At 63.2% G+C, this 21,602-nt stretch carries 18 protein-coding genes and 1 pseudogene; 4 read left to right on the forward strand and 15 right to left on the reverse strand.

Going from position 1 to position 21,602, the window contains the following annotated elements; translation table 11 throughout:
• The first annotated feature begins 10 nt into the window (after positions 1-10).
• Positions 11-1,042, forward strand: a complete 1,032-nt coding sequence (locus VSR34_RS33235; RefSeq protein ID WP_342964639.1) for a CAP domain-containing protein — start codon at positions 11-13, stop codon at positions 1,040-1,042.
• A gap of 1,186 nt (positions 1,043-2,228) precedes the next feature.
• On the opposite strand, the gene VSR34_RS33240 is transcribed toward VSR34_RS33235, so the two are convergent.
• From VSR34_RS33240 to VSR34_RS33305, 14 genes are all read right to left on the reverse strand, one after another.
• Positions 2,229-3,440, reverse strand: a complete 1,212-nt coding sequence (locus VSR34_RS33240) for a hypothetical protein (protein ID WP_342964640.1) — start codon at positions 3,438-3,440, stop codon at positions 2,229-2,231.
• Positions 3,441-3,452: 12 nt separating this feature from the next.
• Positions 3,453-4,046, reverse strand: coding sequence for a hypothetical protein (locus tag VSR34_RS33245; RefSeq protein ID WP_342964641.1), 594 nt, complete (start codon positions 4,044-4,046; stop codon positions 3,453-3,455).
• Between the two features lie 14 nt (positions 4,047-4,060).
• Complete coding sequence (locus tag VSR34_RS33250) at positions 4,061-5,197, reverse strand: type II secretion system protein (RefSeq protein ID WP_342964642.1); 1,137 nt, start codon at positions 5,195-5,197, stop codon at positions 4,061-4,063.
• Positions 5,194-7,407, reverse strand: coding sequence for an ATPase, T2SS/T4P/T4SS family (locus VSR34_RS33255; protein ID WP_342964643.1), 2,214 nt, complete (start codon positions 7,405-7,407; stop codon positions 5,194-5,196). Before VSR34_RS33255 ends, VSR34_RS33250 begins: the two co-directional genes overlap by 4 nt.
• A 25-nt stretch (positions 7,408-7,432) precedes the next feature.
• The gene (locus tag VSR34_RS33260; protein ID WP_342964644.1) at positions 7,433-8,236 is read right to left on the reverse strand and encodes a hypothetical protein; all 804 of its coding nucleotides are present in this window, start codon (positions 8,234-8,236) and stop codon (positions 7,433-7,435) included.
• Positions 8,223-9,524 (reverse strand): hypothetical protein, encoded by a 1,302-nt coding sequence (locus tag VSR34_RS33265; RefSeq protein ID WP_342964645.1) that lies wholly within the window; start codon positions 9,522-9,524, stop codon positions 8,223-8,225. Before VSR34_RS33265 ends, VSR34_RS33260 begins: the two co-directional genes overlap by 14 nt.
• A gap of 8 nt (positions 9,525-9,532) precedes the next feature.
• Positions 9,533-11,152: a type II secretory pathway protein gene (locus VSR34_RS33270; protein ID WP_342964646.1), complete on the reverse strand. Its 1,620-nt coding sequence runs from the start codon at positions 11,150-11,152 to the stop codon at positions 9,533-9,535.
• Positions 11,153-11,154: 2 nt separating this feature from the next.
• Positions 11,155-11,742: a toxin co-regulated pilus biosynthesis Q family protein gene (locus VSR34_RS33275; RefSeq protein ID WP_342964647.1), complete on the reverse strand. Its 588-nt coding sequence runs from the start codon at positions 11,740-11,742 to the stop codon at positions 11,155-11,157.
• A gap of 110 nt (positions 11,743-11,852) precedes the next feature.
• Positions 11,853-12,269, reverse strand: a complete 417-nt coding sequence (locus VSR34_RS33280; RefSeq protein ID WP_342964648.1) for a lytic transglycosylase domain-containing protein — start codon at positions 12,267-12,269, stop codon at positions 11,853-11,855.
• Entirely contained in the window at positions 12,269-13,516 is a 1,248-nt protein-coding gene (locus VSR34_RS33285; RefSeq protein ID WP_342964649.1) for a TrbG/VirB9 family P-type conjugative transfer protein, read from the reverse strand. Before VSR34_RS33285 ends, VSR34_RS33280 begins: the two co-directional genes overlap by 1 nt.
• On the reverse strand, positions 13,513-14,307 hold the full coding sequence (locus VSR34_RS33290) for a transglycosylase SLT domain-containing protein (protein ID WP_342964650.1): 795 nt from the start codon (positions 14,305-14,307) through the stop codon (positions 13,513-13,515). Before VSR34_RS33290 ends, VSR34_RS33285 begins: the two co-directional genes overlap by 4 nt.
• Before the next feature lie 19 nt (positions 14,308-14,326).
• Positions 14,327-15,595, reverse strand: coding sequence for a TrbI/VirB10 family protein (locus VSR34_RS33295; RefSeq protein WP_342964651.1), 1,269 nt, complete (start codon positions 15,593-15,595; stop codon positions 14,327-14,329).
• Positions 15,596-15,598: 3 nt separating this feature from the next.
• Positions 15,599-16,480, reverse strand: a complete 882-nt coding sequence (locus VSR34_RS33300) for a TrbG/VirB9 family P-type conjugative transfer protein (RefSeq protein WP_342964652.1) — start codon at positions 16,478-16,480, stop codon at positions 15,599-15,601.
• Positions 16,477-17,181, reverse strand: coding sequence for a type IV secretion system protein (locus tag VSR34_RS33305; protein ID WP_342964653.1), 705 nt, complete (start codon positions 17,179-17,181; stop codon positions 16,477-16,479). The genes VSR34_RS33300 and VSR34_RS33305 overlap by 4 nt, the downstream gene beginning before the upstream one ends.
• 603 nt (positions 17,182-17,784) lie before the next feature.
• Between VSR34_RS33305 and VSR34_RS33310 the strand changes: the two genes are divergently transcribed.
• Both VSR34_RS33310 and VSR34_RS33315 read left to right on the forward strand, forming a co-directional pair.
• Positions 17,785-18,879 (forward strand): ParA family protein, encoded by a 1,095-nt coding sequence (locus VSR34_RS33310; RefSeq protein WP_342964654.1) that lies wholly within the window; start codon positions 17,785-17,787, stop codon positions 18,877-18,879.
• Between the two features lie 65 nt (positions 18,880-18,944).
• Positions 18,945-19,601: a hypothetical protein gene (locus VSR34_RS33315; protein ID WP_342964655.1), complete on the forward strand. Its 657-nt coding sequence runs from the start codon at positions 18,945-18,947 to the stop codon at positions 19,599-19,601.
• A gap of 348 nt (positions 19,602-19,949) precedes the next feature.
• On the opposite strand, the pseudogene VSR34_RS33320 reads toward VSR34_RS33315, so the two are convergent.
• Positions 19,950-20,745, reverse strand: a pseudogene (locus VSR34_RS33320) (IS5 family transposase).
• Between the two features lie 283 nt (positions 20,746-21,028).
• Between VSR34_RS33320 and VSR34_RS33325 the strand changes: the two are divergent.
• Positions 21,029-21,394 carry a hypothetical protein gene (locus VSR34_RS33325; protein WP_342964656.1) on the forward strand — a complete coding sequence of 122 codons (366 nt, stop codon included), beginning with the start codon at positions 21,029-21,031 and terminating at the stop codon, positions 21,392-21,394.
• Positions 21,395-21,602: the final 208 nt, after the last annotated feature.

The raw sequence follows: 21,602 nt of genomic DNA on the forward strand, positions 1-21,602 counted from the left end.
GGACTTGATCATGAACAACAAGAAGAACTTCCCGGCTCTCACGGCCCTCGCCTTCGCGGCCGCGCTCACGCTCGCAGCGTGCGGTGGCGGTGGCGGCGGTAGCAGTGGCGGTGGCAGCAACAACGCGGCGTCGGGCTCCTCCGGCACCAGCGCGTCAAGCTCGCCTACTGTCACCGGCACTCAATCGACGGCTCAGTACGCGGCGAACAGCGCACAACTGGCTGCGTTTACCCTGCTCAACCAGTACCGGCAGCAATGTGGCTTTGCTCCGTTCCAGGAAAATACCGTGCTCGATACGGCCGCTCAGAACCACTCGAAGTACATGGGACTGAACAATGTGTTCAGTGACAACGAGACGTCGGGGAGCGCAGGCTTCACGGGGGCGACATACGCGGATCGCGCCACCTCTGCGGGGTTCCCGAGTTCCATTTTCGTGACGGGCGCGAGCGGGGGCGGAAATGCCGTCGTCACCGCGAGCTTTTCCGCGCCCGTGGCTGGCCAACAGTTTGTCTATGGCCTGGTCGGTGGGGTGTACCACGCGGTTGTGGCAGCCTACCCTGCAAACATTGTCGGCTTCGGTGAATACGAGACCCAGGTAACGCAGGGCGCCTATACCTACACGGACACGTTCGAATCGTTGAGCTTCGCGAGCACGCAAACCCAGACGCTCAGCAACGCCCCCCTAACCTTCCCGTGCCAGGGTGTAACGGGCCTGCCGTACAGGGAGGTCGCAGAAATCCCGACCGCGCCGAACGCATCGGCCTCCGGAACGGGCACGCCGGTCGTCGTGATGGGGAACGCCACCGATACGATCGTGCTGCAGTCTGCAACGATGACTGACACCACAGGCAATACCGTCACGTTGCAATTGCTCAATTCCGCGAACGATCCCAACAAGCTGGTTTCGACGCACGAGGCAGTTGCTTATCCGACGTCGCCGTTGTCGCCCAACACCACGTACACGGTTTCTTTGACGGGTACATACAACGGGGCGGCATTCTCCCGCTCATTCTCCTTCACCACAGGTAACGTGGTCGGCTGACCGCACTAGCCCGAAAAGAAAGAAAAGCCCCGGAACGACCGGGGCTTTTCTTTTGGGTCGCAAGCCAGACCATCGCATTCCTGAGTTCGCATCATAGACATACGGCGCGAGCGGTGCAGGCAATCCTCACTTCCCCGGCAAGGTTCGTCGCGGCTACGGCCGGGCAACAGTTTGTTGCAGACGTCCTTTCCGGCGTGTATCACGTCATCGTCGCTGGTTAGCCGCAACTTCTCATGGTCTACCGGTAGCTAGGTTAGCTAAACGACGCGGTGAAAAAACGCCCCACTTGCATTGCGCTCGTGGAGCGCTTTCTTTTCTGGGACTCCATGCTGTCGCATGAGTGCAGTCTACTGACAGAGGGCTTGCTGACTTATGCGGCTGGCGACTTGTGCTTAGTCGCCAGCGTTAAAATCGATTTACGGCCCACTTCCACTTGGTGGAATGAACGCCTCCATGACTACTCCAGCCAGATTTCCGCCCGAATCCAGCCCGCAGAACGCCACGTAGCCGTTGTAGAGGGTGCCGACGTCGTTAGGGTTTGACGGCCCTGTATAAGTGGCTACGTACCAATTCAGCGCCCGGTTGTTGCCTACTGGCATCTGCAACGCAGCCGTCGCGTTGTCTATTTCGATCCACGGGGATGGGTCAAACACGCTATAAGTGGGCCACGTCCATGTGACCGTCGAGCTGGTGTTGTAGGGGAGCGCGGTAAAGCTTCCTGAAATCGGCGTATACGAGCTACTCGGTGTTTGGCGTCGGCCTAAACCAATCCCCGACATCAGTACACTCCCTCCCATGACCGCGTTCGTGCAGGTCTGTGACGGGTTCTGAGGCGGGAGCGACGGCGGCGTACACACGGGTAGGCTCCAGTTCGCCCCATTCCAGACGGGCGCGACAATCTCTGTGTATCCTGCCTGACAGGGCTGCGGCGCCTGATAATTGCACGACGGCGCGCTCCACTTCGATCCGATCCACTGCGACGCGACGCTCGTCGTCCACCCCGCCGTGCCTGGACACTGCGGCTGCGGCTGCGGTGCGTTCGCCAGCGCTGGCGTGCAGGTCGAATCCTGATAGCCCGGTGAACAACGGACGGGGTTCGCAAACGCGGCCGGCCCAAACAACAGAACGCCGACGAAGACCGCCGCGCGCAAGATTGCTTTTCCCAGATTCACTTTCTGCGCCCTCCCTAAAACGCGCAATAGGTTGTCGCCACGGCCCATCCGCCGACACCCGAGCCGCTTCCATCCGTGATCGACACTGTCCACGGACCCGTGCCGGAAACCCCGTAATTCACCGTCGCCGTCGGATCGACATAAAGGCTCTGCCCGTCGATGACGATCTGCGGCGTCCCACCGGCCGCGCAGGTGGGCGCGGGCACCCAGGAGCCGTTTGCCACCGTGTAGTAGCCATACCGGAGAATCGTTCCGCCAATCGGCAACCAGATGCCGCGCTGGCAGGAGAGCATGAGGCCCGACCCATCGGCATCGCCCGCGATCCCAGTGCCGCTGCACGCGGTTCTCGGCACTGCGATGTTCCCGACCTGCGCCGTACCCGTGATGGTTGCGTTGCCATTAACCGTCGCGGCACCCGTGCTGATCGGCGCCGGCGCAGTGCCCGCAGCGTTCTCGACCTGCAAGGTGCCAGGCGTGCGGATCGAGTTGCTTACCGCGACGTTGGATGCGGCAAGGGTCGGCGCTGCAATCGTGCCCGTCGCATCAATACTGTTGACGTTATGCAGGCTCACGCCATTGACGTTCTGGTCGCCCGTCCACGTGAGGCTCCCGTCACGCCGGATATAGAGCGAGGTGCCGTCGTCGACGGAGCCGTTGGTCGCGAGGATTGCCCCGGCCGGTGCGCCCGGCAACGGATTGCTCGCATTCCATGCCCCGTTGATCCCGTAGACGGTCGCTGAATTGCGCGTCGACGAATAGCCGAACTGCCCGTTGCTGGCGTTGCCCGCAAGCGCGATCTGCGCGGCGCCCTCGACGTCCGACACGCCGTTGCGCTTGTAGGGCATCGACGGGTAAAACGCCCATGTGACGTGACAGTTGCCAGCGGCCTGCGTGCAACCGGCGGGCACCATCGACATCTGGATCGTGTAGGCTCCGCCCCAGAATGGCCCCGCCGCATAGTTCTGCTTCAGCTCACCGGAGCTTTTGAGTTGTGCCAGCGTCGGCGCGCTCAGGACCGCGTTGCCGCCCGAAGCGGTGTACTGCGTCAGCAGGTTCGAGAAGTTGTCGCTCACCCAGCTCGCGAGCGCACTGACGATCACCCCCTCATTCTGCCCTTCGGCAGCCAGCACCTCGGCGCGGCGCTTCGCAACGTCCTGCTGGATCGACACGACCGTCAGGATCGCTGACGCCGCGAGGAACACCACCATCTCGATCAGGCTGCCCATCGCTCGCCGTCCTCAGCTGCGCGTCGTGTAAAGCTCGACGGTAGCCACCTGCCCCGCCGAACTGCATGCGCTGCCTGCGGCCGAACTGCTGAAGGCCGTCGTCGGGCTGTAGACGACCGTGCCGTTGATGCTGACTTCCGTAAAGACGTTGGCCATCGCCGCCGCGCTCATCGAGCACACGGCGGCCGGCACGGGATACGACGTAATCACCGCATCATTGGCGTTCGTGACCGTACCCGGCGTCGCCGTGACGTCGCCGCCGAACATGCCCTGCACCGTGCTGTAGTCGCTCGCCACGCGTGCGCCTGCCGCATCAAAGGCGTGGTTCTGCGCGAGAGACGTGAGCGACTCGCCCGCGAAGTTCGCATCGTTCTGCGTGGCGTTCTGGATGCCTGTGTGGAACATCGTCGCCTCGCTCTTGAAATGCGCGGCCTGCACCATGTTGCGCACGAAAGGCACGCCCAGATAGATGATCAGGGCGAGCAGCGCCATCGCGCCGAGCACTGCACCGGCTTCGATGAGCGAGAGCTCGCCAGTCTGCTTTTTCCTGCGCGCGAGGCGCCGTTGCGCTTCCCGGCGGGCCATCGTGGTTTGTTGCGTCTTCATGGTTCTTGTCCTTGTCAGAAATTGCCTGCGCTTGCACCCAGCGCGCTTTGCAGGCCAACGAGTCCGGTGACGGCATAGGAGCCCACGCCCACCCCGATAAAAAGCGCCGCTGCGATGCCCAGCAGCACGTAGTGCGTAATACGGGCGTTGCGGCGCACCGCCTCCACCACCCGGTCGAGCGAGCCGCGTCCAAGCGACTTGACCGCCTCGACGAAGTTGTCGCGCCGCTCCGCGTCCGCGATCCGGTCCACGACAAGCGCCGAGAAGATCCCGGTTTCGAGCGCACGCATGGGCTCTTCGGGCTTCAGTTCGAGCCGCCGCAGCATGCGCGTGACGTGCCAGCGCAGCCACGGATCGGCATTGACCTTGATGCGCTCGAGCGCGCCGCTGAGCGTGAGTCCTGAATCGAAAAGCCCCGACAACGAGACGATGAGCAATGCCGCACGCAGGTCGCGACGGTTGCGCCACATAAGGGGTGCCGCGTCGATCCGGTTGCGCAACGGCCCGGTCCAGCGCTTCAGTCCGTAGAAGTACGCCCACACCAGCGCGCCGATCAACGTCACGTTCAGCCACCAGTAGTCGGCGCAGAACGTGTCGATGGCGTACAGGAAGCGCCCGGGCGCGCTCCACTGTTCCAGCGGCCGGATCTCCAGTACCTGCGGATAGATGAGCGCTCCGAACATGGCGCCGAGCCCGTACATGTACGCGAGCAGCATCACCGGGTAGGCCAGCTGCATCGCCGTTGTGGTCGCCAGCACGCGTCGCGCCGAAGCGGTCATCGAGCACAGTTCGAATCCACGCCGGGCCGCATCCTCCTTCGTCGAGGATTCGGCCAGTTCAAGCAGTGCATACTCCTCGCCGGGAATGAACGGCTTCATCGACTGCGCGAAGCCCTCACCCTTGCCGAGCCGCTCGCCGATCGCCCGATAGACCATCCAAACGATCTGCCGGCGTTTGCGGGCACGCTCCTCGAGTACGCCCAGCCGCTCCATCAGCGTCTCGCGGTTGCGCAGCCCCTTCGTCGCCTCGATATCGAGCCTCGATTCTTCATAGAAGGCTTCACGCACTTTCTGGAAGCGCCACGTCGCGAATTTCATGCGGTCCCGGTACGGCAGGCGCATGAGCAACGGATACAGGGAACGTCCGCTCACGACGGCATCCTCCCGTCGCGATCCGCCACGACTCGATAGGTGCGGAACGGCTTCATCGAGCGGTCAATGAAGCGCGGATCGATCAACCCCTGTGACGCCTTGTACAGCGCGTGCTCGTAGATCGTCTTGCCGGTCATGTCCGCCGAATTGAAATCGGCCTTGCGCTCGCGCCGCCATGCCTCTTCCGCGCCGCGCCAGTCGCGTACAGCAATCCTGTCGAGGAATTCCGGCGTCGGCCGGTACAGTTCCATGGCGAGCGTCTGCCCCTTCGTGCCGGCCGCAACCTTGCCGTCGCGCGCAAGGAGGCCCTTCTTGCGGCAGTGTTCGCAGCCATCGTCGTCGCGACAGGCCATCTTCGAGGTGTCAAGGCCGAACTTCGTGCGCAGCAGCTCGAGATCGGACGCACGCATGACGTCGGCAGCAGGCAGCTTGCAATGCGGGCAGAGCATCGGGATCAGCTTCTGGTTGCCCACTGCATTGATGAACTTCTCGGAGGCCACCTCATCGGCCGTCATCCGCAGACGATCGCCGAGCAGCCGCATGAACACGCCAATGATGCTGTCCGCGTGAATGGTCGTGCGCACCGGGTGACCGGTCAGCGCAAGCTCAACGACAAGGCCCGCAACGGTCGAGTCGAGGATTTCTGCGACGGTCAGATCGTCTGGGTCCATACGCATGAGCGTGCGGATGATCGAGGCCACCTTGCGGCGGAATTCCTCTTCCGTTTCATCCAGACCGCGCGGCACCGACTGGTCGGAGAGCCACGGCATCGGGTATTCCGACGGCATACTCACGGCGTACTGCTTCATGAGTTCGCGCCCGTCCACCATCCATGCCAGCGCGCGCAGCAGCGTGCTCTTGGCCGAACCCGTCTCGCCCGAGAGCAGCACCGCACCACCGCTCGCGTGGCCAAGCGAATCGACGATCTCCAGTTGGCTCGCCTCCAGTCCCATCGTGTGCGGAAGGCGCACGCTGTAGTTACGGAAGTTGCCGTCGAGCAGCCGAAGCGCGACGTCAAAACCAGCGACCTGCGGCGCACTCTGCCAGCGGATGTTCAGCGTATCGGTCGAGAGTCCGAGTGGAATCATGGCCGACTGCGCGGCCGTTGGCTGGAACGCGTTGCCGCTGTTCGTGTTGCGCTGGACGAGATCCTGATAGGCCGCCGAAAGCGCACGCAGTACAGTCGCCTTCGGCATGCGACGGTAGGTGTAGAGATCGCCGTCGACGCGAAACCGCAGTTCCGCATCGGACTCGTAGTCGCGCGATTCCCAGTGCACGTCATTGGAGCCATAGGCGTGCGCGGCGTCGATGATGTCGCGGAACAGCGCGATCGCGCGCGAGCCTTCAGGTACGTGCGACGAGAGCCGGATACGCCCACGCTCGTAGACCCCTGCGATCACGTCCTGGGTAGCGATCATTTCCTCGCGCACCGAGATGTGCAGACGATCGAGGTCGCGCAGGTACGTCGTGTAGAGCGGCGTCTGGTGGAACTCCCGTGTGGTGATCACCACCGCCATGCCGGCCTGCATGTCGACGGCCACGAAACTGCGCCGCGTCTCGGACGTGATGCGAAGCGTCGCATCGGCCGTGGTGTCACACAGGATCCGCTTGAAATCGGCGAGCGCCTCGGCCGACACGAGCCTCGGCATGCCAACCGGCGCGTATTCGATATCCGGCACAGTGATCGCGTGCTCTCCGGCTACCGGGGCAGCCTCGGCTTCGGGCGGCGGGACATGTGCGCCGTCCCCTTCATGCGACGAGCTTTCCTCGCGGCAAACCTCGGCCTGCGCGTCCGCCCTGACCTCATCTTCCCGAACTGTCCTCGCCTGGTCGGTCGCGCCATCGCCCGGTTGCGCATACGCTTCACTCGGGCGCTGTGGAGCGTCGCTCACGGGCTCCCCGTCAACCCGCACGGGTTCCGGCTCGATCTCATCGGCGAACGTTGCTTTGGCGCCTGTGGGTACGTCGACAGACGCGCCACCCGGCACCTCGATCGGATCGACGTCCGTGATATCGCCGTCCCTTAGCCGCGCGCCCAGCGACCCGGGCGGCGCACCCGCGCCCCTGCGTGCGGGCCGGGCGGTTTCGAACACGGGCTCAACCGGCGCGGCGTCGCTTTCCTCCACGAAGCCCGGACGCCAGCCCCGAAGGCGCGCGAAGAGCGACGCGCGCGGCTTCGGTTCGTTTTCGACATTCCCAAAGAAAGACATGTTTTCCTCCCCGACTGAAGTTGTCTTATTGCGCGGTCGACGGCGCGATCCATGGGGGCAGCGGCGCGCCGACGTCGCGCAGCGGTCCCGACACCGCTACCGGCGTCGCATTGCCGGCCGGTGCGACGCCATCCGGGACGCCCGAGCGCATGGCAACGGTACGGGTGGCCTTGCCCTCGGCGACCGTCACAAGAAGACCCTCGACCTTGCGCACGACCCATCCGTTGAGTAGCTTTTCTCCACGACGCGCCGGATAGACCGCGCCGCCGTACTGATAGAGAACGTGCAGGCCCTGTTGATCGGTGAACGAACCGACGAATGTGACCGGATCGACGCGCGGTGAACGCCAGGCGGGCGCCACAAGTACAGGTGCCGGGGGCGTAGCAAGCGGCGGCGCCTCGGCACGAAGGGGCGCGGCCGACGCGGGGGCCGCGGGCGTAGCGCTCCCCGCGCCGTCGCCGTCGCGCAGCGCGCGGGCGACCTTGTTGCGCGCGAGCTGGTCGATATCGCGCAGCGTCAGATGCGCGTCGCTGGCCGGGACGGGAGCCATAACCGGTGCCGCCACGGTCGCGGCCGCCTGCGAGGCGTTTGCGACCGGCGCGACTGCCATGTGGACGGCCGATGCCGCACGTGACGTTGCGGACGCAACGTTCGACGTGTCCGGGATTGCGGTAGCCGTTTTTACCGACTGCGCGGGCGGTGTCGCGATGGCCCCATCGAACGAGGGCGTGGAGGCTGCGAGCGCGCCGTTCGCCGGACCGACACCAAGTGCGAACCCGGCAGCAAGCGTCGTGGCAAGCGCGGTAGTGAGACGTTTATTGGACGACATAGTATTTGCCCTTCGCAACGAATTTGATTCCGACCTTGCCCATCTCCTCAGGCGCCTCTGTGTCGAGCGTCACCTTGAGGGTTTCAAGCGTCATGTCCGGTGGCAGCCGCGCGAGCAGCGGTGCCTGCCACCGGTAACCGTCGATCTCCCAGGTGCCCGCACGGATGAGCGGCCCGTGACGCTCGTTTGCCGGCGGCGGCGTATTGATGAGCGGCTGGGCGGGCGACAGTCTCACGCTGTAGCCGAAACTCTTGAGGTCGAATGGGCGCGTAGACAACTGCTGCGCCGGCGTCTGCAGCATGTCGATGAGCTGCTGCTCGCCAGGCCACACCTTCGACTGCGCAGCGACGACCGCTGCGACTTCCGGCACGGCCGGGCCGCGCGCACCGAGCGCGAGACCCGAACGGTCGAACGTGAGCGGTAGCATCGAAGCCGGTGCGCGGCGCGCGAAGTCCTCGAAGGTCCCGCCCATGCGCGTGTAAGCCAGCGAGCAGTAGCCCGCGCGCGGGCACGTTGCATCCCTGAACTGCCAGCCCTCACGGTTCGAATCGAAGTCGACGATCGTCTCGATCAGCTGTGGCGCAAGCTGTGACGCCATCGGCGTACCTGCGGCGAACTCGTGGCGCAGGGCCTTCTCGTACTGCTGGGTCCAGGTCGGCCGCGCATTCGCTGGCAGCGCGGGCGGGCTGAATACGCTGACCGCTTCCTTGACCGCGAAGATGCCCACGCCTGCCGCGAGGAGGAAGACAACGGCAGTGGGCACGCCCACCGGGACACGGGCAAGCTTGCCGGCCTTCTTCAAGGCAAGCAGTTCGACCGTCTGGAAAGGCTCGTCGCCCTGAGCGAGCGCCTCACCGGAGGTGAGCACAACGAGCGCCAGGCCCTGCCTGCGGCACTGTTGCGCAATCTCATCTCGCCGCTTTTCAGCCTGCGTGACGCTGACGACTTCGTCGTTGTTCACGGCGCCGCGCACGACGTAGACCAGATGCACGCGCTGCCCGTCCTGCATGAGCACCAGCACGGCCGGGCGGGTACGCACGCGTTCGAGCATCGCCACACGCGCGGCGCCCGAGTAGAGCTTCACACCCTTGAGGTCGGAAGCGTCGGGCGCGCAGAATCCGCCGAGCATGACGTCGCCGACCTGCATTTCGACGTAATGCGTCGCCGTGAAGTCCTCCGCATAGCGGGCGCGTCCATCCTTTTTCCCCTTGAGGGGATAGGCTCGCCAGTCGAGGCCGAAGACCAGCCTCGCGCGCTTTTCTCCCGGCAACGGTTCGGTGATATGCATGCCCATGCCTACATCGAGGGGACGACGGTTGCGGTGAGCATCACCACCTGGAACGTATGCGACTTGTTCCACGCCCCGGTAATGCCCGCGATGCCCCCGTTTGTCGTGCCGTCGGCCGTGTCGGTGACTGCGCCATAAAGAACGACGGTCTGTCCGTCCGAAAGCGCGATCGTCTCGTCGTCCTTGCTGCCGATCGTGTGGGCAAGCTGGATCTGCTGCGCCGTCTGGCCCGAGCCTGTGCCCGCCGAGGTGAACGGACCATTCGGCTTGGAACTGTCACGCCAGTACGCGAGAAGAATCTGGTTGTGATCGTTGACCGAGGGGAGGATGTGCAGAAAATCGCCGGTCGTGAGCGTCCCCGGCGTGAGGCCCACCACCCCGCTCGACGTGCCGGTGACGCTGCCCGCCGAGGGCGAGGTCGAACGCAGATAGTCGTCGCTCTGGAAGTTCGCCACCGAGACCGGCAGGCCATTGAGCGTGAGCTTCGAGACCGTGTTGTCGGAGATCGTGCGGCCATACTTGTTCAGGCCGTTGATGACCGCGTTGGTGCCAGTGAATGGTGCGTTCGGCTCGAGCACAGACAGGCCAACGGTGCCGCCGCCAGAGGCCAGCGATGTTGGTGAGGTGAAGTTCACCGCCCACTTGGCGAGCCCGCCCTGGATGCTGGTGTAGACGATATCGGCATTCACACCCGCCTGGGTGCCGCGGTTCAGCGCAATCTGGATCGTGCGCACGCGCAGCATCACCTGGCGCGTGGAGATCGCGTTCTCGCGCTTGAGCATCTCTCCCATGCGATCCGCCGCTTCCCGTGTGTCGTACACGGTCACAAGGCGGCTCTGGGGGTTCACGGTAATGCGACCCATCGGAGACTTCAGCTGCTTGAGCGTATTCTCGATCGACAGGATCTGGTCGAAGTCGCCCTTGCGGCCGCTGGAAGTCATTGCCGAGAACGTGCCGGTGTCCGTATTGGCACCGCCCGTGGAACCCGTCGACTGGTTGCCCGTCGACGTGTCGGTCCCCTTGGACATCCGCGACTCGATCGTCACCTTGCCCGGGATCGCAGCGATCTGGTACATGCGCGTGACGAACCGGCTGATGGTGATGGTCGAACCATCGAAGGACCAGTCGAGGCCGAGGTCCTCCGTGACGTCATGCAGATAGCGACCGATTGCGCACGATTCACAGGGCTGATCGTACACGGGCACTTCGGACGTTTTGGCGCCGCCCAGGCTTGCCGGCGCGCTTTTGTCGTCGTTTGAGGCGCGCGGAATCAGGCTGTCGCGCGGAATGTAGACGTCGGGACTCACGCGCACCGGAAAACCGGAAGCGTTCGAGACAAGCGTCGCGAGCGTCCGCACGTCGAGCTTCGGCGGGAAGGTGACCTTCTTGTCGCGAAACACCGCTGGCAGCGTGGCCTCATACGCGAGGGGCACCGGGCGATCGCCGAGGAAGGCGCTGGACACCACCTCAACGAGCGGAATACTGTTTCCCGCGCCGTCGAGCGCAGCGCTGGCCGTCGCATTCCCCTGGTCATAGGCACTGTTGACATCGCCTTGCGTGACGGCGCAACCGGCGATCATCACGACGCTCGCCGTCGCGATCAGGGTACGGATGGGATAGAGGCGCATGGTCAGTCCTTGCAGTTGGCCGCGCGGGCGATCACGCGAATGACGTTGTTGGAGTGTTCGCACACGCGTGCGGGCGTGCGCATGTGGTCGGTCGCCTGCATGACCTGGGTGAGCACCGAACGGAAGTCGCCGCTGAAGGTCGCGTTGAATTCGACCGGCAGGTCATCGCCGATCTTCCAGGCAAGCTGCCAGCCCTGGGTCTGCAACCAGCGGTCGAGTGCGTTACGCAGGTTGGTGTCCTGCGGCGTGATCGTGAAGGACATCGTGCCCACCGGCTCGCCGCCTGCCGCAGCGGGGGGGACCACCACCGTCATCGTGTCAGCCGAAGCTGAAGCCGAAGCCAAAGCCGAAGCCGAAGCCGGAGCCGAAGCCTGCGGCGTGGCCGGCGTGATCGGTGCAGCGGAAGCCAGGACCGTCGGCGCGAGTGGCGCCTGGCTGGACACGGGAGCAGCCACCGGTTGCTGAGCGGGCGCAGCAGCGCCCGTGCTTGCCGCGTTCGGTGCGGCCGGCGCTGCAGGCGCGCTACCGCTGCCGAGCAGTTGCCAGCCATCGCCTGCGGGCGCGGGCACCTTCGACTGATCGGGTTGCATGGCAGCGACCGCCATGGATACGGCGCTACCGAGCGCCAGTGCCAGCAGGGCCTGCACAATGGTCCGGACGCGCGGACCGCAATCCTTGGGGAAGTGATTTCTCATGGTTTTCAGTGGCGCTGAAGGCGTCGGTAGATCGAATTGGCGTAGACAAGCTGGCGAGAGCTCGACGTCGCGTTATAGGCGCCGACAGCTTTCCAGGTCGGCCCGAACTGGCGGAAGTTCGAAGCGAGAATCCACGTGCCCACGTAGGCGTTCACGCAGGCGTTGAAAAGGTGCTCGCGGCGGATGCCAAAGCGGGCGAGCGTGGGCAGCCACGAACTGTTGATCTGCATGAGACCGATGTCCTCGCTGCCATTGGCATTGACGTTGATCGCGCCCGCACGCATGCCCGACTCCTGCTGCGCGATCGCGCGCACGAGCTGCGCACTGATATGCCGGTAGGCGGCCGCATCATCGAGACAGTCAGCGTGTGCGCCCGCCGGAGCCACCGCGAGCGCGATCAGGGAAAGGAGTGCGTAGCGCATCACGAGCTCGCTCCCGCACGCTCGAAGTACTTCACGTCGTGCCGTCGTAGCACGCTGACGGTCTGTCCGTCCGCCGTCACGATGAACTGCTCCGAGGTGCCGTTGAACTTGTAGAAACGGCCTTTCTGTTCGCCCGAGCCCAGGTGGTGCACGTCAGCGACGGTCACGTTGATGACGCTTGGCGCGAACTTGAAGAACGTCTCGCCCTTCTCGTCGAATACCGCTTCCAGATGGGCGCTGTTGCCAACGGGGAAGTCGTACACGGTGCCCGCGCTGCGCGCGACCTCGACACGGTGCGCCTCGTCCGAAACGATGAAGCGCTCCGCACGGTCGATGGTCATGACGCCCGTATCGGCATCCCACTTCGGGTGCAGCGAAACGCCATCGGTCGAGAGAAACTTCAGGTCCTTCGGCCTCGCGGCAAAGCGGATCTGGGTGTGCGTGTCGTCGCCATCGCGGATCGCATTTGCGCCGAAGTACGTTGCGAGGAGTGACTGCGCGGGCGGCACCGCCGCGACAGCGTCCGGGGCCGAAGGCGCCGCAACCACCGTCGGGTCGGTATGCGTCACCGTTGCGGCCGCGTAGGCCAGCGCGCCCGACTTCTCCACGTCGCGACGCAGCCGCACATGCCGCGTGCCGAAGTCGACGTCCGCATAGAGGCCCGTCTGCGCCATGAGCCGGTCGAGCGCCTGCATCCAGTTCTCGCCCTGCCGTGTCTCGAAGCGGTCGGCGGCGGTCAGATCGACATCCTTCTGCGCCGATCCGCTCCAGCCTTGCGGCACCAGCGCCTTGACGATCGAGGCGACCGGCATGGTAGCGCTCACCGTGCGCACGGGCTCGAGCGCTCCACGCTCGCCCACGAGCGAGAGGCGGCCGCTAAAGCCGGAAAACGCTACAGGCTGGTCGTCGCCAGAGCCTGGCACCGTGCCATGTCCGCCGATAAACGTGTTGGCCCGCTTCCAGCTCGCCACGGCTGTATGTCCGGCGACGCTGTACTGGAGCGTGGCAGGTGTGCCGTCCACGACCATGTACGGCCCTTCGGCGTGTCCACCGGCTACCGTGATGACCTGTCCGGCACGCGGCTGGATATAGGTCTTCGAGCCGTCGTTGAAGACGAGTGCCGGACGCTCGGCGATGCCGCCCGCGATCTCGTAGTCGAAATCAAAGGGATCGGTATTGGCAGCCAGAGCGAGGTGTGCTGCGCTGAATGCGCACAAGGTCGCGAACGTAAGAAGACTCCGCGTCATAGGCCAGCCTGGATCTGGTTGAGGTGATGCGCGAAGCGCGCGAGGTAAGCACTGCCCGGCACCGGGTTGGCGCTGTGGTAGAACGCGATGGCCTTCGCGACCGAGTGCGTGCGGCTGTAGTTCTCGTTGAGGATCGCTTCCGCAACGTGAATGTTCGTTGCGGGCGCAAGCGCATCCCATGGCGAGGCGAAGCGCTGCCGGTGAGCGCACCAATGGATCTGCATGATCCCTACGTCAAAGTCGCAACGGCCCGCCGCAAGAAGGGCGCGCATTGCGCCGTACGCATCCTGGCGGGAACGGAAGTAGTAGCCACGCCCTGCGACATTGAGGGTCCACGGCCACGCGCGCCCGTGGTAGGCGGTTTCGTTCAGTGCGATGCCGGCCAGCACCTTCGGATCAACGCTCGTGTGCATCAGGACGAAGGGCGTCTCGGCCTTCGCGCACGCCCAGCCGCCCCGGCCTTCGGCGATCGCCGCCTGCGCGTCGTCATCGAGCTGCCCGGGTTGCAGCCAGCCGCTGCGCACCATGAGCCCGGCGAGCGAGACCGCATGCGAATCGACCGGCACGGTGATGCCCTGTGCCGGCGTGCTCGCCACGGTCTGGCCAACGAGGCGCGAAGCCCATGTGTGAAACGGCGCAAGCCCGCAGTAGAGGACGGGCGCGCCGTCGAGCGACGCGACCTCGCGCGCGTCGTGCGAGGCCAGCACGAACGAGTCTGGGCTGATGACCTGCTCGATGGTCGCGCCGTGCGCTGCCACACTTGCCGCGACCGACAACAGGACTGGAGCCATGAACCGAACCATGACGCGCCTAGCCACGGTACTGCTCCAGGTGGATGTCGCGGTTCACCTTGATCATGAAGCGCTGACCCGGCTTGATCGTGATCGTCGGCGGAATGTTCTCGTAGCGGTTGAGGATCGACTGTGAGGTCTGTGCCGCGACCTGCCCCGCCGTGTTACCCACTTGCGTGACGCCCAACGGACCGGTCGTGGTCGAAGTCGTATCGCTGGTGAAGTGGTTCAGCAGGATCGCGGTCAGGAAGGACGCACCGAAGATCTTTAGAAAGTGGTTATTCACGTCGCCCGAAAACCCGGCGTAGCCGTTCTGGTCCGCGCCCTCCGAGCCATAGAGCGGAACCTGCTTGCCGTTGGGCAGGCGCAGCTCCGTCGCCGCGACGAGAATGCTTTCCTGGCCTACCTTGATGTCGCTCTGGTAAGGGGCGGTGATCATCGAGCCCTTGGGTATCATCAGGCAGTTGCCCGTCACGCTGTCGTAGACGTCCTGCTCGACCATGAGCGCTGCGGTGCCCGGACGATCTGAGTTCTCGCCCTCCATGACCAGCACGCCGATGTGATGCGGCGGCGAAAGCGTGCAGGACTGAGCCTGCCCAACGAAACCAGCGCTCAGGAAGCCCTCACCCGAGGCGGACTGTGCCTTGGCGTCCTTGAGAAAATCGAGATCGCGCTGTGCCGACGACGCACGGGCGTTGCCCTGCCTTACCGCCGCCGCGAGCGCCCCGGCTTGCGCGGCGGCCTGGCCTGCCGCCGCCTGCTGCGCGGCAAGCTGCTGCACTGCCATCTGCTGGGGCGTCATGATCCCGTTGGCGGCGTTGTTCTGGGAAACCGCCTGCTCCTTGACCTTGAGGCCCGGAATGAAAATCGGCGATGCATAGAGGTTGTCCTGCTTCGCGCTGGCCGCCAGGTTCCCGTTGTTCGACTCCCGCTCGTACTGGTCCAGCGACAGCGCCGGCTTCGTTGACACGGGCTGGGCGTCCGATGCAGCGGCAGCTTCGCGGCGCGCCTTTTGCTCGGCTGCGCGGGCGCGCGCCTGCTGGTCGGCAATGATCCGGTCGATATCGTCGCTGGCAGGTGCATGATCCACCGACGCGGCGGTCTTCGCGGCCTTGTCCTCCTTCGCCTGTTCGGCCGCACGGGCGCTTACCTTCGACTGGTAATAGAAGCCCATCGCCCCGATGGCGAGCGCGAAGATGAGACCCACCGCCATGAGCGCGTTGCGCGGCGACTTGCCCTTGACCACGCGCTCCTGATCCGCGGTTACCCCCTGGCTCTGGCTCGACATGGCTCAGAACCCGAAGATGCCGGGACGACGGCGTGTGACGGTGACCTCGTCGTCGCCCGCGCGAAGCACGATCTTGTCGGCCATCTGCTGGACAACGATGTACTGCCCGCGACGGATGAAATTCGGGCTCACGTCGTCGCCGTGGTCCTTGACGATGGGCACCGCGAACGGCGCGCCCGCAGGCAGCCGCAGCCACACGAACCTGCCGTCGTCAAAGACCGTCTCGGGCCTGAACGCTGCAGAGCCATCGACCTTGTAGTCGAAATTAAGCTTGTCGGGCGGCACGCCAAGGGGTCCCGAATCGGTCGCGCCGCCGTTCCCGCTCACCGAACCATCGGCTGCCCCGTCAGCATCGCCGCGCGCGCGCACCTTTGCCATCAGCGATTCGGCATAGTGAAAGCGCACGCTCTGATAGAAAAGGCCACCCAGCGGCGAGGACACCAGCGTCATGTCGTACTCGCGCAGGTTCGTCGTCAGGTGCAGCGTGTTCACGAGCCCGGGCCTGACCGGCTTGATGAACACATGGTTCGCGCCGTCCGTATCGATGAGCCAGCTCACCGAATCGCCCATGGCGGGTTCGGCAATGAGCTTCTCGCCCGGCGCGAACTCGATGGTGGTGTTTTTGGCCGGTGCGGTAATGATGCGAAAGATCTGGTCCCGGCTGTAGCTGAACACGACGATGCGCGCGTCGTTGGGCATCGTGACCGGATCGGTGCCGGAGTTGTACGGGTTCACCGGACTCATCGGGTCGCCCATGATCGAGCCGACGTCGAGAGCGCCTGCGGCGGAAGCGGCCCTCGACGCGCCGAGGGCGGAACCGGAAAGTGCGAGCGCGCCGGCGAGCGCAACCACGAGCGCCAGAGCGCGGGGGGCCTGGATCGTCATACCGTTTTCTGGAGAGTGAAGAACGGGAAGAAGATCCCGAACGGGTTGGTCCCCACGGCTTCGTCCGAGCTGGCCGGCACGATCTGGTAGCGCAGCGTGAGCGCATAGCGCTGCACGACGGGCTTGTCCGAGGCGAACTGCGTGGTGGAGGTGGAAAACTCAACGACGACCGTCGAGTCGTCGAGCACGGAAACACTGCTGACCGTCACCTCGCGCACGAGCTTCGGGTTGGTGAGGATCGACTGGAACGGCGCGTCCTGGTGCAGCCAGTCGCCGAACTGGTTCCTGGCGTTGCCTGTCATCTGAGCCTTGACGGCATTGATGTTGCGCGCGAGGCGCGACCCCTCGATCGTCGGCGTCAGGACGGGCTCGATGGTGAACCAGCGCTGGACCGAGTCGGCGACGGACGAGCGCAGCGCAAGGTCGTCGGGCTTGTAGGCGGCGAGCTGCTTCATGAGGGGACGGCCACCCGCATCGGCGGCAATGCCGTAGGCCTTGACCACCGAGGGCGGCGGCTGGCGCGTCCACACTGCCCCGCCGGCGATAAACGCGAGCACGAAGCAGAAGGTCTTCCAGTGGTTGGCCTCGACACGCAGGCGAGTGCCGCGATCGAAAATGATCTTTTCGGGATCTTCCTCGGAATACCCTCCCGGTGCAGGCGAAAGGGCAACATCTTTGCGGGAACGACGGAACAGGGACATGACGCGCGCGGACAGATTGGCTTGCGTCGATTGAAACAGTCCGGCACCTCCTCCTTCGGGGCAAAAGGGAAGCTATTTTGCATACCATTGCGGCCGGCCATCGACCGCGGCCTCTCTCGTGCAGGCGCCTGCACGTCTTTTCCTGGAAACCTGCACTTTTTGTTTAGCTTTTACCCCCCTCGGCGCGTCGAATCCCCGACATAGTGTTGGCCACGTCTGCGTAACCAATTTCACACGTCAAGCGCGGGGCTGCCTGACCGCAAAAACCTTGCGAATCAGTGCATTGCGTCAACCGGGACCCTGAAAAACGGTCACTTTCGTGCAGGCGCCTGCACGTACCTTTGCATTTAATGAAAATGTATGTGCTAACCGTCCCGACACGACCATCAATTCCAAGCATTCACCGCATCAATATGTCCGATGTTTCTGTTTCAGGTTGTTCCCTGAAGAATTGTTCGCTATTTACATTACAGTCTGCCAGTGTCATGACGCATAAGCGATTTTAGCTTTTTTCCTTCATGAGCCGAAAAATCTTTGCAAAACAAAGTTCTTTGTGCCCATAATCCACGAACCTTAGAAACGTCCACGAAGGGGGCCGGGATCTTGTTGGATATCAAACCGTATAAGGTTCAGGCGGTTGCGCAGCTGCTTGGAACTAGCACCGTCAACGTTCGTCGTATGCTCGATGAATCCGGTATCGATGTCGCGCGTCAGGAGCACGGCCCCAAGACTCGGATCTTTACAGCGGAGAACATCTTCGATCTCGCTCGCCACCAGGCAACGAGAAAAACAAAACATCGACGTGGCGATAGGAGACAAGTCGTCGCAACCGTGTACGCGCCGAAGCGCGCCGTCGGGAAAACGACGCTGACTGGCAACTTTGCGTCATGCTTTGGTCTTCGCGGAATGCGTACCCTTAGCATCGATCTCGACTTGCAGGCCGATCTGACCTTGAGCTTCGGTTACAACGCCGATCTCACACCTGAGGAGGCAGTCGAGACGGGCATTCCTCGATCGCGCCTCGTCGAAAGCCACTTTGGCAACTTGATGCCAAACGGGCCCATGGGTCGCCGCACGCTACCCGAAGTCGCTAAAAAACCGTACGGGGAAAACGGCCCTCATCTCGTCCCTGCAGACGTCACGCTCGATCGACTTGATGCGATGTTGAGCTACGAAGACCTGGATCAGAAAAACGCCTCCCGCGACCGGATGCTCGCGCAGCTCCTGCAAGACGGTCGAGCAAAGAAGGATCCAAACTTCGACACTTCCGAATACGACATTGTGCTTTTCGATGCGCCTTCGTCGACGACCCGCATTACGCGGTGTGCTTTGCTCGCATCTGACTTCGTGATCTGCCCGGTTTCGATGGAGCACAATTCCAGCAAGGGGCTTTCTTACCTTTCGAGTGTGTTGGCGCAAATGCACGATCAGTTCGGAAGAAGTCCTGAACTCATCATCGTGGCAAATTTCTTCGATTCAGCCAGCATCCACGTAATGACGCAGTTGAGCACGGTCATGCAAACGTACAAGCAGTCACTGCTGCAATGTTGGATTCGCCGCAGCGGGGACTTCCCTAAGGCGATCGACCACGTGAGCGACTCTCCACTGGTTTTGTCAAAGCCCAGTTGTAGCGCAACGTCGGATCTGATGGATTGCGCGCATGCGCTTCTCGCCCGCATGGGGATGATGAATGCCTAAAGCCGGCGATCTAACTCCATAAAGCCCGATGGGCGCCGCGGTCACGAACAACGAATCCACCCACGATGATCGAATCGATAACTTCCAAGTCAATTCCGAACAAGGCGACTGCGAAGGCTGTTCATGCCGGTCTGATCGCAGGACGCGCGTCCCCTTACGAATTCGGCGTCTTCTATCGGACAATGCTGACACAGGGTTTGTGGCGATCGCAAACGAGCATCGCCAAGGATCTCGGCCTCTCGCGGGCCCACGTTACTAAAACTCTATCTATTGCTCGCATTCCGCCCACCGTCGTTGCGCTATTAGGTGGACCTGCGCGAATTTCGTTTCGAGTCGGACCGCTAATACTTTCAGCCATTGACACCGTCGGAGAGGACGGCGTTGCAGCTAGGGCGCGAACCGCGAAAGACCTGGGGTATGTTTCAATCGAGGATGTCCTCGAGTACGTCTTGACGAACAGGTTGCCGGAGCCACGCGAAAAGAGCGCCGTTCGGATAAGGCTGACGCGCGACAGGAAAGCGTTGCGGATCGAGACACCGATTGCGATCAGGCTATTGCGGGACGTTGGAAAACTGGAAGACTACATGGCGCTCGCTTTCGCGATGTTCGAGGCATCGATGCAGGCCGAGGCTAAAGAGATGCTTCGACGGCGGAACGCGCAGCGATCCCGCACGCGTAACGGAGAGAGATTAGCCATCACCCCGAACAAAGCTCAGATGTAGCCGGGAAGTACGGCTAACGGTGCGCAGCCAGCGGGAATTCTCATGCCTCAGAACAGTGAACGCCTATGGATCGGCTCGGCAGCTCGATTAGGTGAAGACCTATGGGGCACCCAATGTTCAACGTATTCCATCGCTGTGCCGGGCGTTGCACCCGAATCGGGACCGGTAGACACCCATGGTTCGAGACCGCGGGTCAGTGTTCTGTCCCAGAAATGACTACAAGGGCTCCCCCGTTGAGCGCAAGCACCCTACGTGGCTTTCTGTTCCAATCAGCGTTGCCGGCGTCGTGTGAGAAGGTGAGGGACTGCGGTACTACAACCGGGCAGGTCGGACGCCTTAGAGACGGTTTCATACAGACCGTTGAGTTCGTCGCAAGGTATTCCAGCAAATCAGGCAACAGCCGAGTTTGAGGAACGCTTCATGAATGTCGGTGCGACGTTCAAAGCGAATACGTAGACGGCGGAAATGATGCAGCCAAGCATGAGTACGTTCGACTACCCAACGGACTTTTCCAGGGCCACGACCGTGCGGGTGACCACACCGCGCGATACTGGCGGGATGTTGCGCTCGTGAACGATGCGTCGGTATTTGTCGTGGTCGTAACCGCGGTCGGCGTAGACGCGGTCGGCGTAGACGCGGGCAGGACGGCTCAGAGGCCGTCCACGCACACCGCCGATCGGCACGATGGCCTCGATCAGCGGAACCGGTTGGGTGACGTCGTTACGATTGGCGCCGGTCAGGTTTGCCGTAATCGGCGTTCCGTTGGCGCCGGTGGCGATGTGGCGCTTCGAACCGGGTCGCGCTCGATCGGTGGGGTTCGGGCCAGTTTTTCGCCCGCCCCAATCGCACGATTCGACGATGAGTCGACGACCACGCGGGAGAAGTCGATCTTCGCGGCCGCTCGTAGTTTCGCCAGCAGCACTGCATGCAGTCGATCCCACACGCCGGCTTGCTGCCAATCACGCAGCCTGCGCCAACAACTTACGCCTGAGCCGCATCCCATTTCGGATGGTAAGTCGCGCCAACGAATGCCCGTCAAAGCCGCGCGGTCCGCCACTGGCTTGCGAGCGGGACACTTGAAGCGGCGCGGCTTTGGCGGAGGTAGCAGTGGTTCGATCAGTGCCCACCGTTCGTCATCAATGATTGGCTTACCCGTCTCCCTGCCCTGTCTGTCACGACGGCCAAGGTTAACAGGATGCTGAAAAAGTTAACAGCCCCCATGGGATCTTTTTGAAACCGTCTCTCAAGGCCCGCTTCCGAAGCGTCAATCGCTTGCATTGCCGGATCTTCGTCTCTACCAGTCCTGTCGCAGCATTCAGGCACGAGCGTTCGCCAGCTATTCGAATCGCCCATAACGTCGACGATATCGAGGTGGCACCCATCATCAGCCGCTACGTCGCATCGCTTTGCCGGTTCACCCAGATCATTTGGATGCCATCCTGCTAACACCAAACGCCCTGTCGCGAAACGATTTGAAGCAGACGGATTTGATTGCGGCTCCATCTTCCAATGCACTATTGGAACAGCAACGCCTGCAGGTCAGGACGCCCGAAACGCATCCACTCACCGAACGCGCCACCGTCTTTGTCCATCATCTGATCGCGGACCTCAGGCCGACACATGACTGGCATCCAGCACAAGGTAGCGCGGGCGACGAGCTTTGCACTGCGTGCAACGTTTTGTTGATTGATTTTGAATACAACTGGGAAATTACGGCGCTACAGTGTGGCATCGCTTACATCGCGGATGAACGCGACGCGCCTCGTCCGATTAACCCCAGGAGATCCCTGTGAGAAGAATCCCGCTCGCCATCGCAGCCGCGATGTCATCGGTCGGTCATGTTTACGCGACTACCCTGGCGCAACGGCGTGAGATCCACGGAACGTGAGCAAGAGGAGGTTTGCGGATACTCATCCCGCACTGACTTACTGCCGGTTTGGCGGGCTCTCCGTGTTGGACAAAGCCCTCCGGCAGCTTAGCGTGAGTGTCCCGGCGAAAAGC

It is taken from the genome of Paraburkholderia sp. JHI2823 (genome assembly GCF_038900695.1).
GTDB lineage: Bacteria > Pseudomonadota > Gammaproteobacteria > Burkholderiales > Burkholderiaceae > Paraburkholderia > Paraburkholderia mimosarum.

Bases quoted from the DNA above. Each gene is read 5' to 3' on its own strand.
- VSR34_RS33285 (WP_342964649.1), bottom strand. From the start codon at position 13,516: ATGACGCGGAGTCTTCTTACGTTCGCGACCTTGTGCGCATTCAGCGCA.
- VSR34_RS33315 (WP_342964655.1), top strand. From the start codon at position 18,945: ATGATCGAATCGATAACTTCCAAGTCAATTCCGAACAAGGCGACTGCG.
- VSR34_RS33275 (WP_342964647.1), bottom strand. From the start codon at position 11,742: ATGCAACCCGATCAGTCGAAGGTGCCCGCGCCCGCAGGCGATGGCTGG.
- VSR34_RS33290 (WP_342964650.1), bottom strand. From the start codon at position 14,307: ATGGCTCCAGTCCTGTTGTCGGTCGCGGCAAGTGTGGCAGCGCACGGC.
- VSR34_RS33245 (WP_342964641.1), bottom strand. From the start codon at position 4,046: ATGAAGACGCAACAAACCACGATGGCCCGCCGGGAAGCGCAACGGCGC.
- VSR34_RS33265 (WP_342964645.1), bottom strand. From the start codon at position 9,524: ATGCATATCACCGAACCGTTGCCGGGAGAAAAGCGCGCGAGGCTGGTC.
- VSR34_RS33235 (WP_342964639.1), top strand. From the start codon at position 11: ATGAACAACAAGAAGAACTTCCCGGCTCTCACGGCCCTCGCCTTCGCG.
- VSR34_RS33295 (WP_342964651.1), bottom strand. From the start codon at position 15,595: ATGTCGAGCCAGAGCCAGGGGGTAACCGCGGATCAGGAGCGCGTGGTC.
- VSR34_RS33270 (WP_342964646.1), bottom strand. From the start codon at position 11,152: ATGCGCCTCTATCCCATCCGTACCCTGATCGCGACGGCGAGCGTCGTG.
- VSR34_RS33305 (WP_342964653.1), bottom strand. From the start codon at position 17,181: ATGTCCCTGTTCCGTCGTTCCCGCAAAGATGTTGCCCTTTCGCCTGCA.
- VSR34_RS33255 (WP_342964643.1), bottom strand. From the start codon at position 7,407: ATGTCTTTCTTTGGGAATGTCGAAAACGAACCGAAGCCGCGCGCGTCG.
- VSR34_RS33280 (WP_342964648.1), bottom strand. From the start codon at position 12,269: ATGCGCTACGCACTCCTTTCCCTGATCGCGCTCGCGGTGGCTCCGGCG.
- VSR34_RS33240 (WP_342964640.1), bottom strand. From the start codon at position 3,440: ATGGGCAGCCTGATCGAGATGGTGGTGTTCCTCGCGGCGTCAGCGATC.
- VSR34_RS33260 (WP_342964644.1), bottom strand. From the start codon at position 8,236: ATGTCGTCCAATAAACGTCTCACTACCGCGCTTGCCACGACGCTTGCT.
- VSR34_RS33300 (WP_342964652.1), bottom strand. From the start codon at position 16,480: ATGACGATCCAGGCCCCCCGCGCTCTGGCGCTCGTGGTTGCGCTCGCC.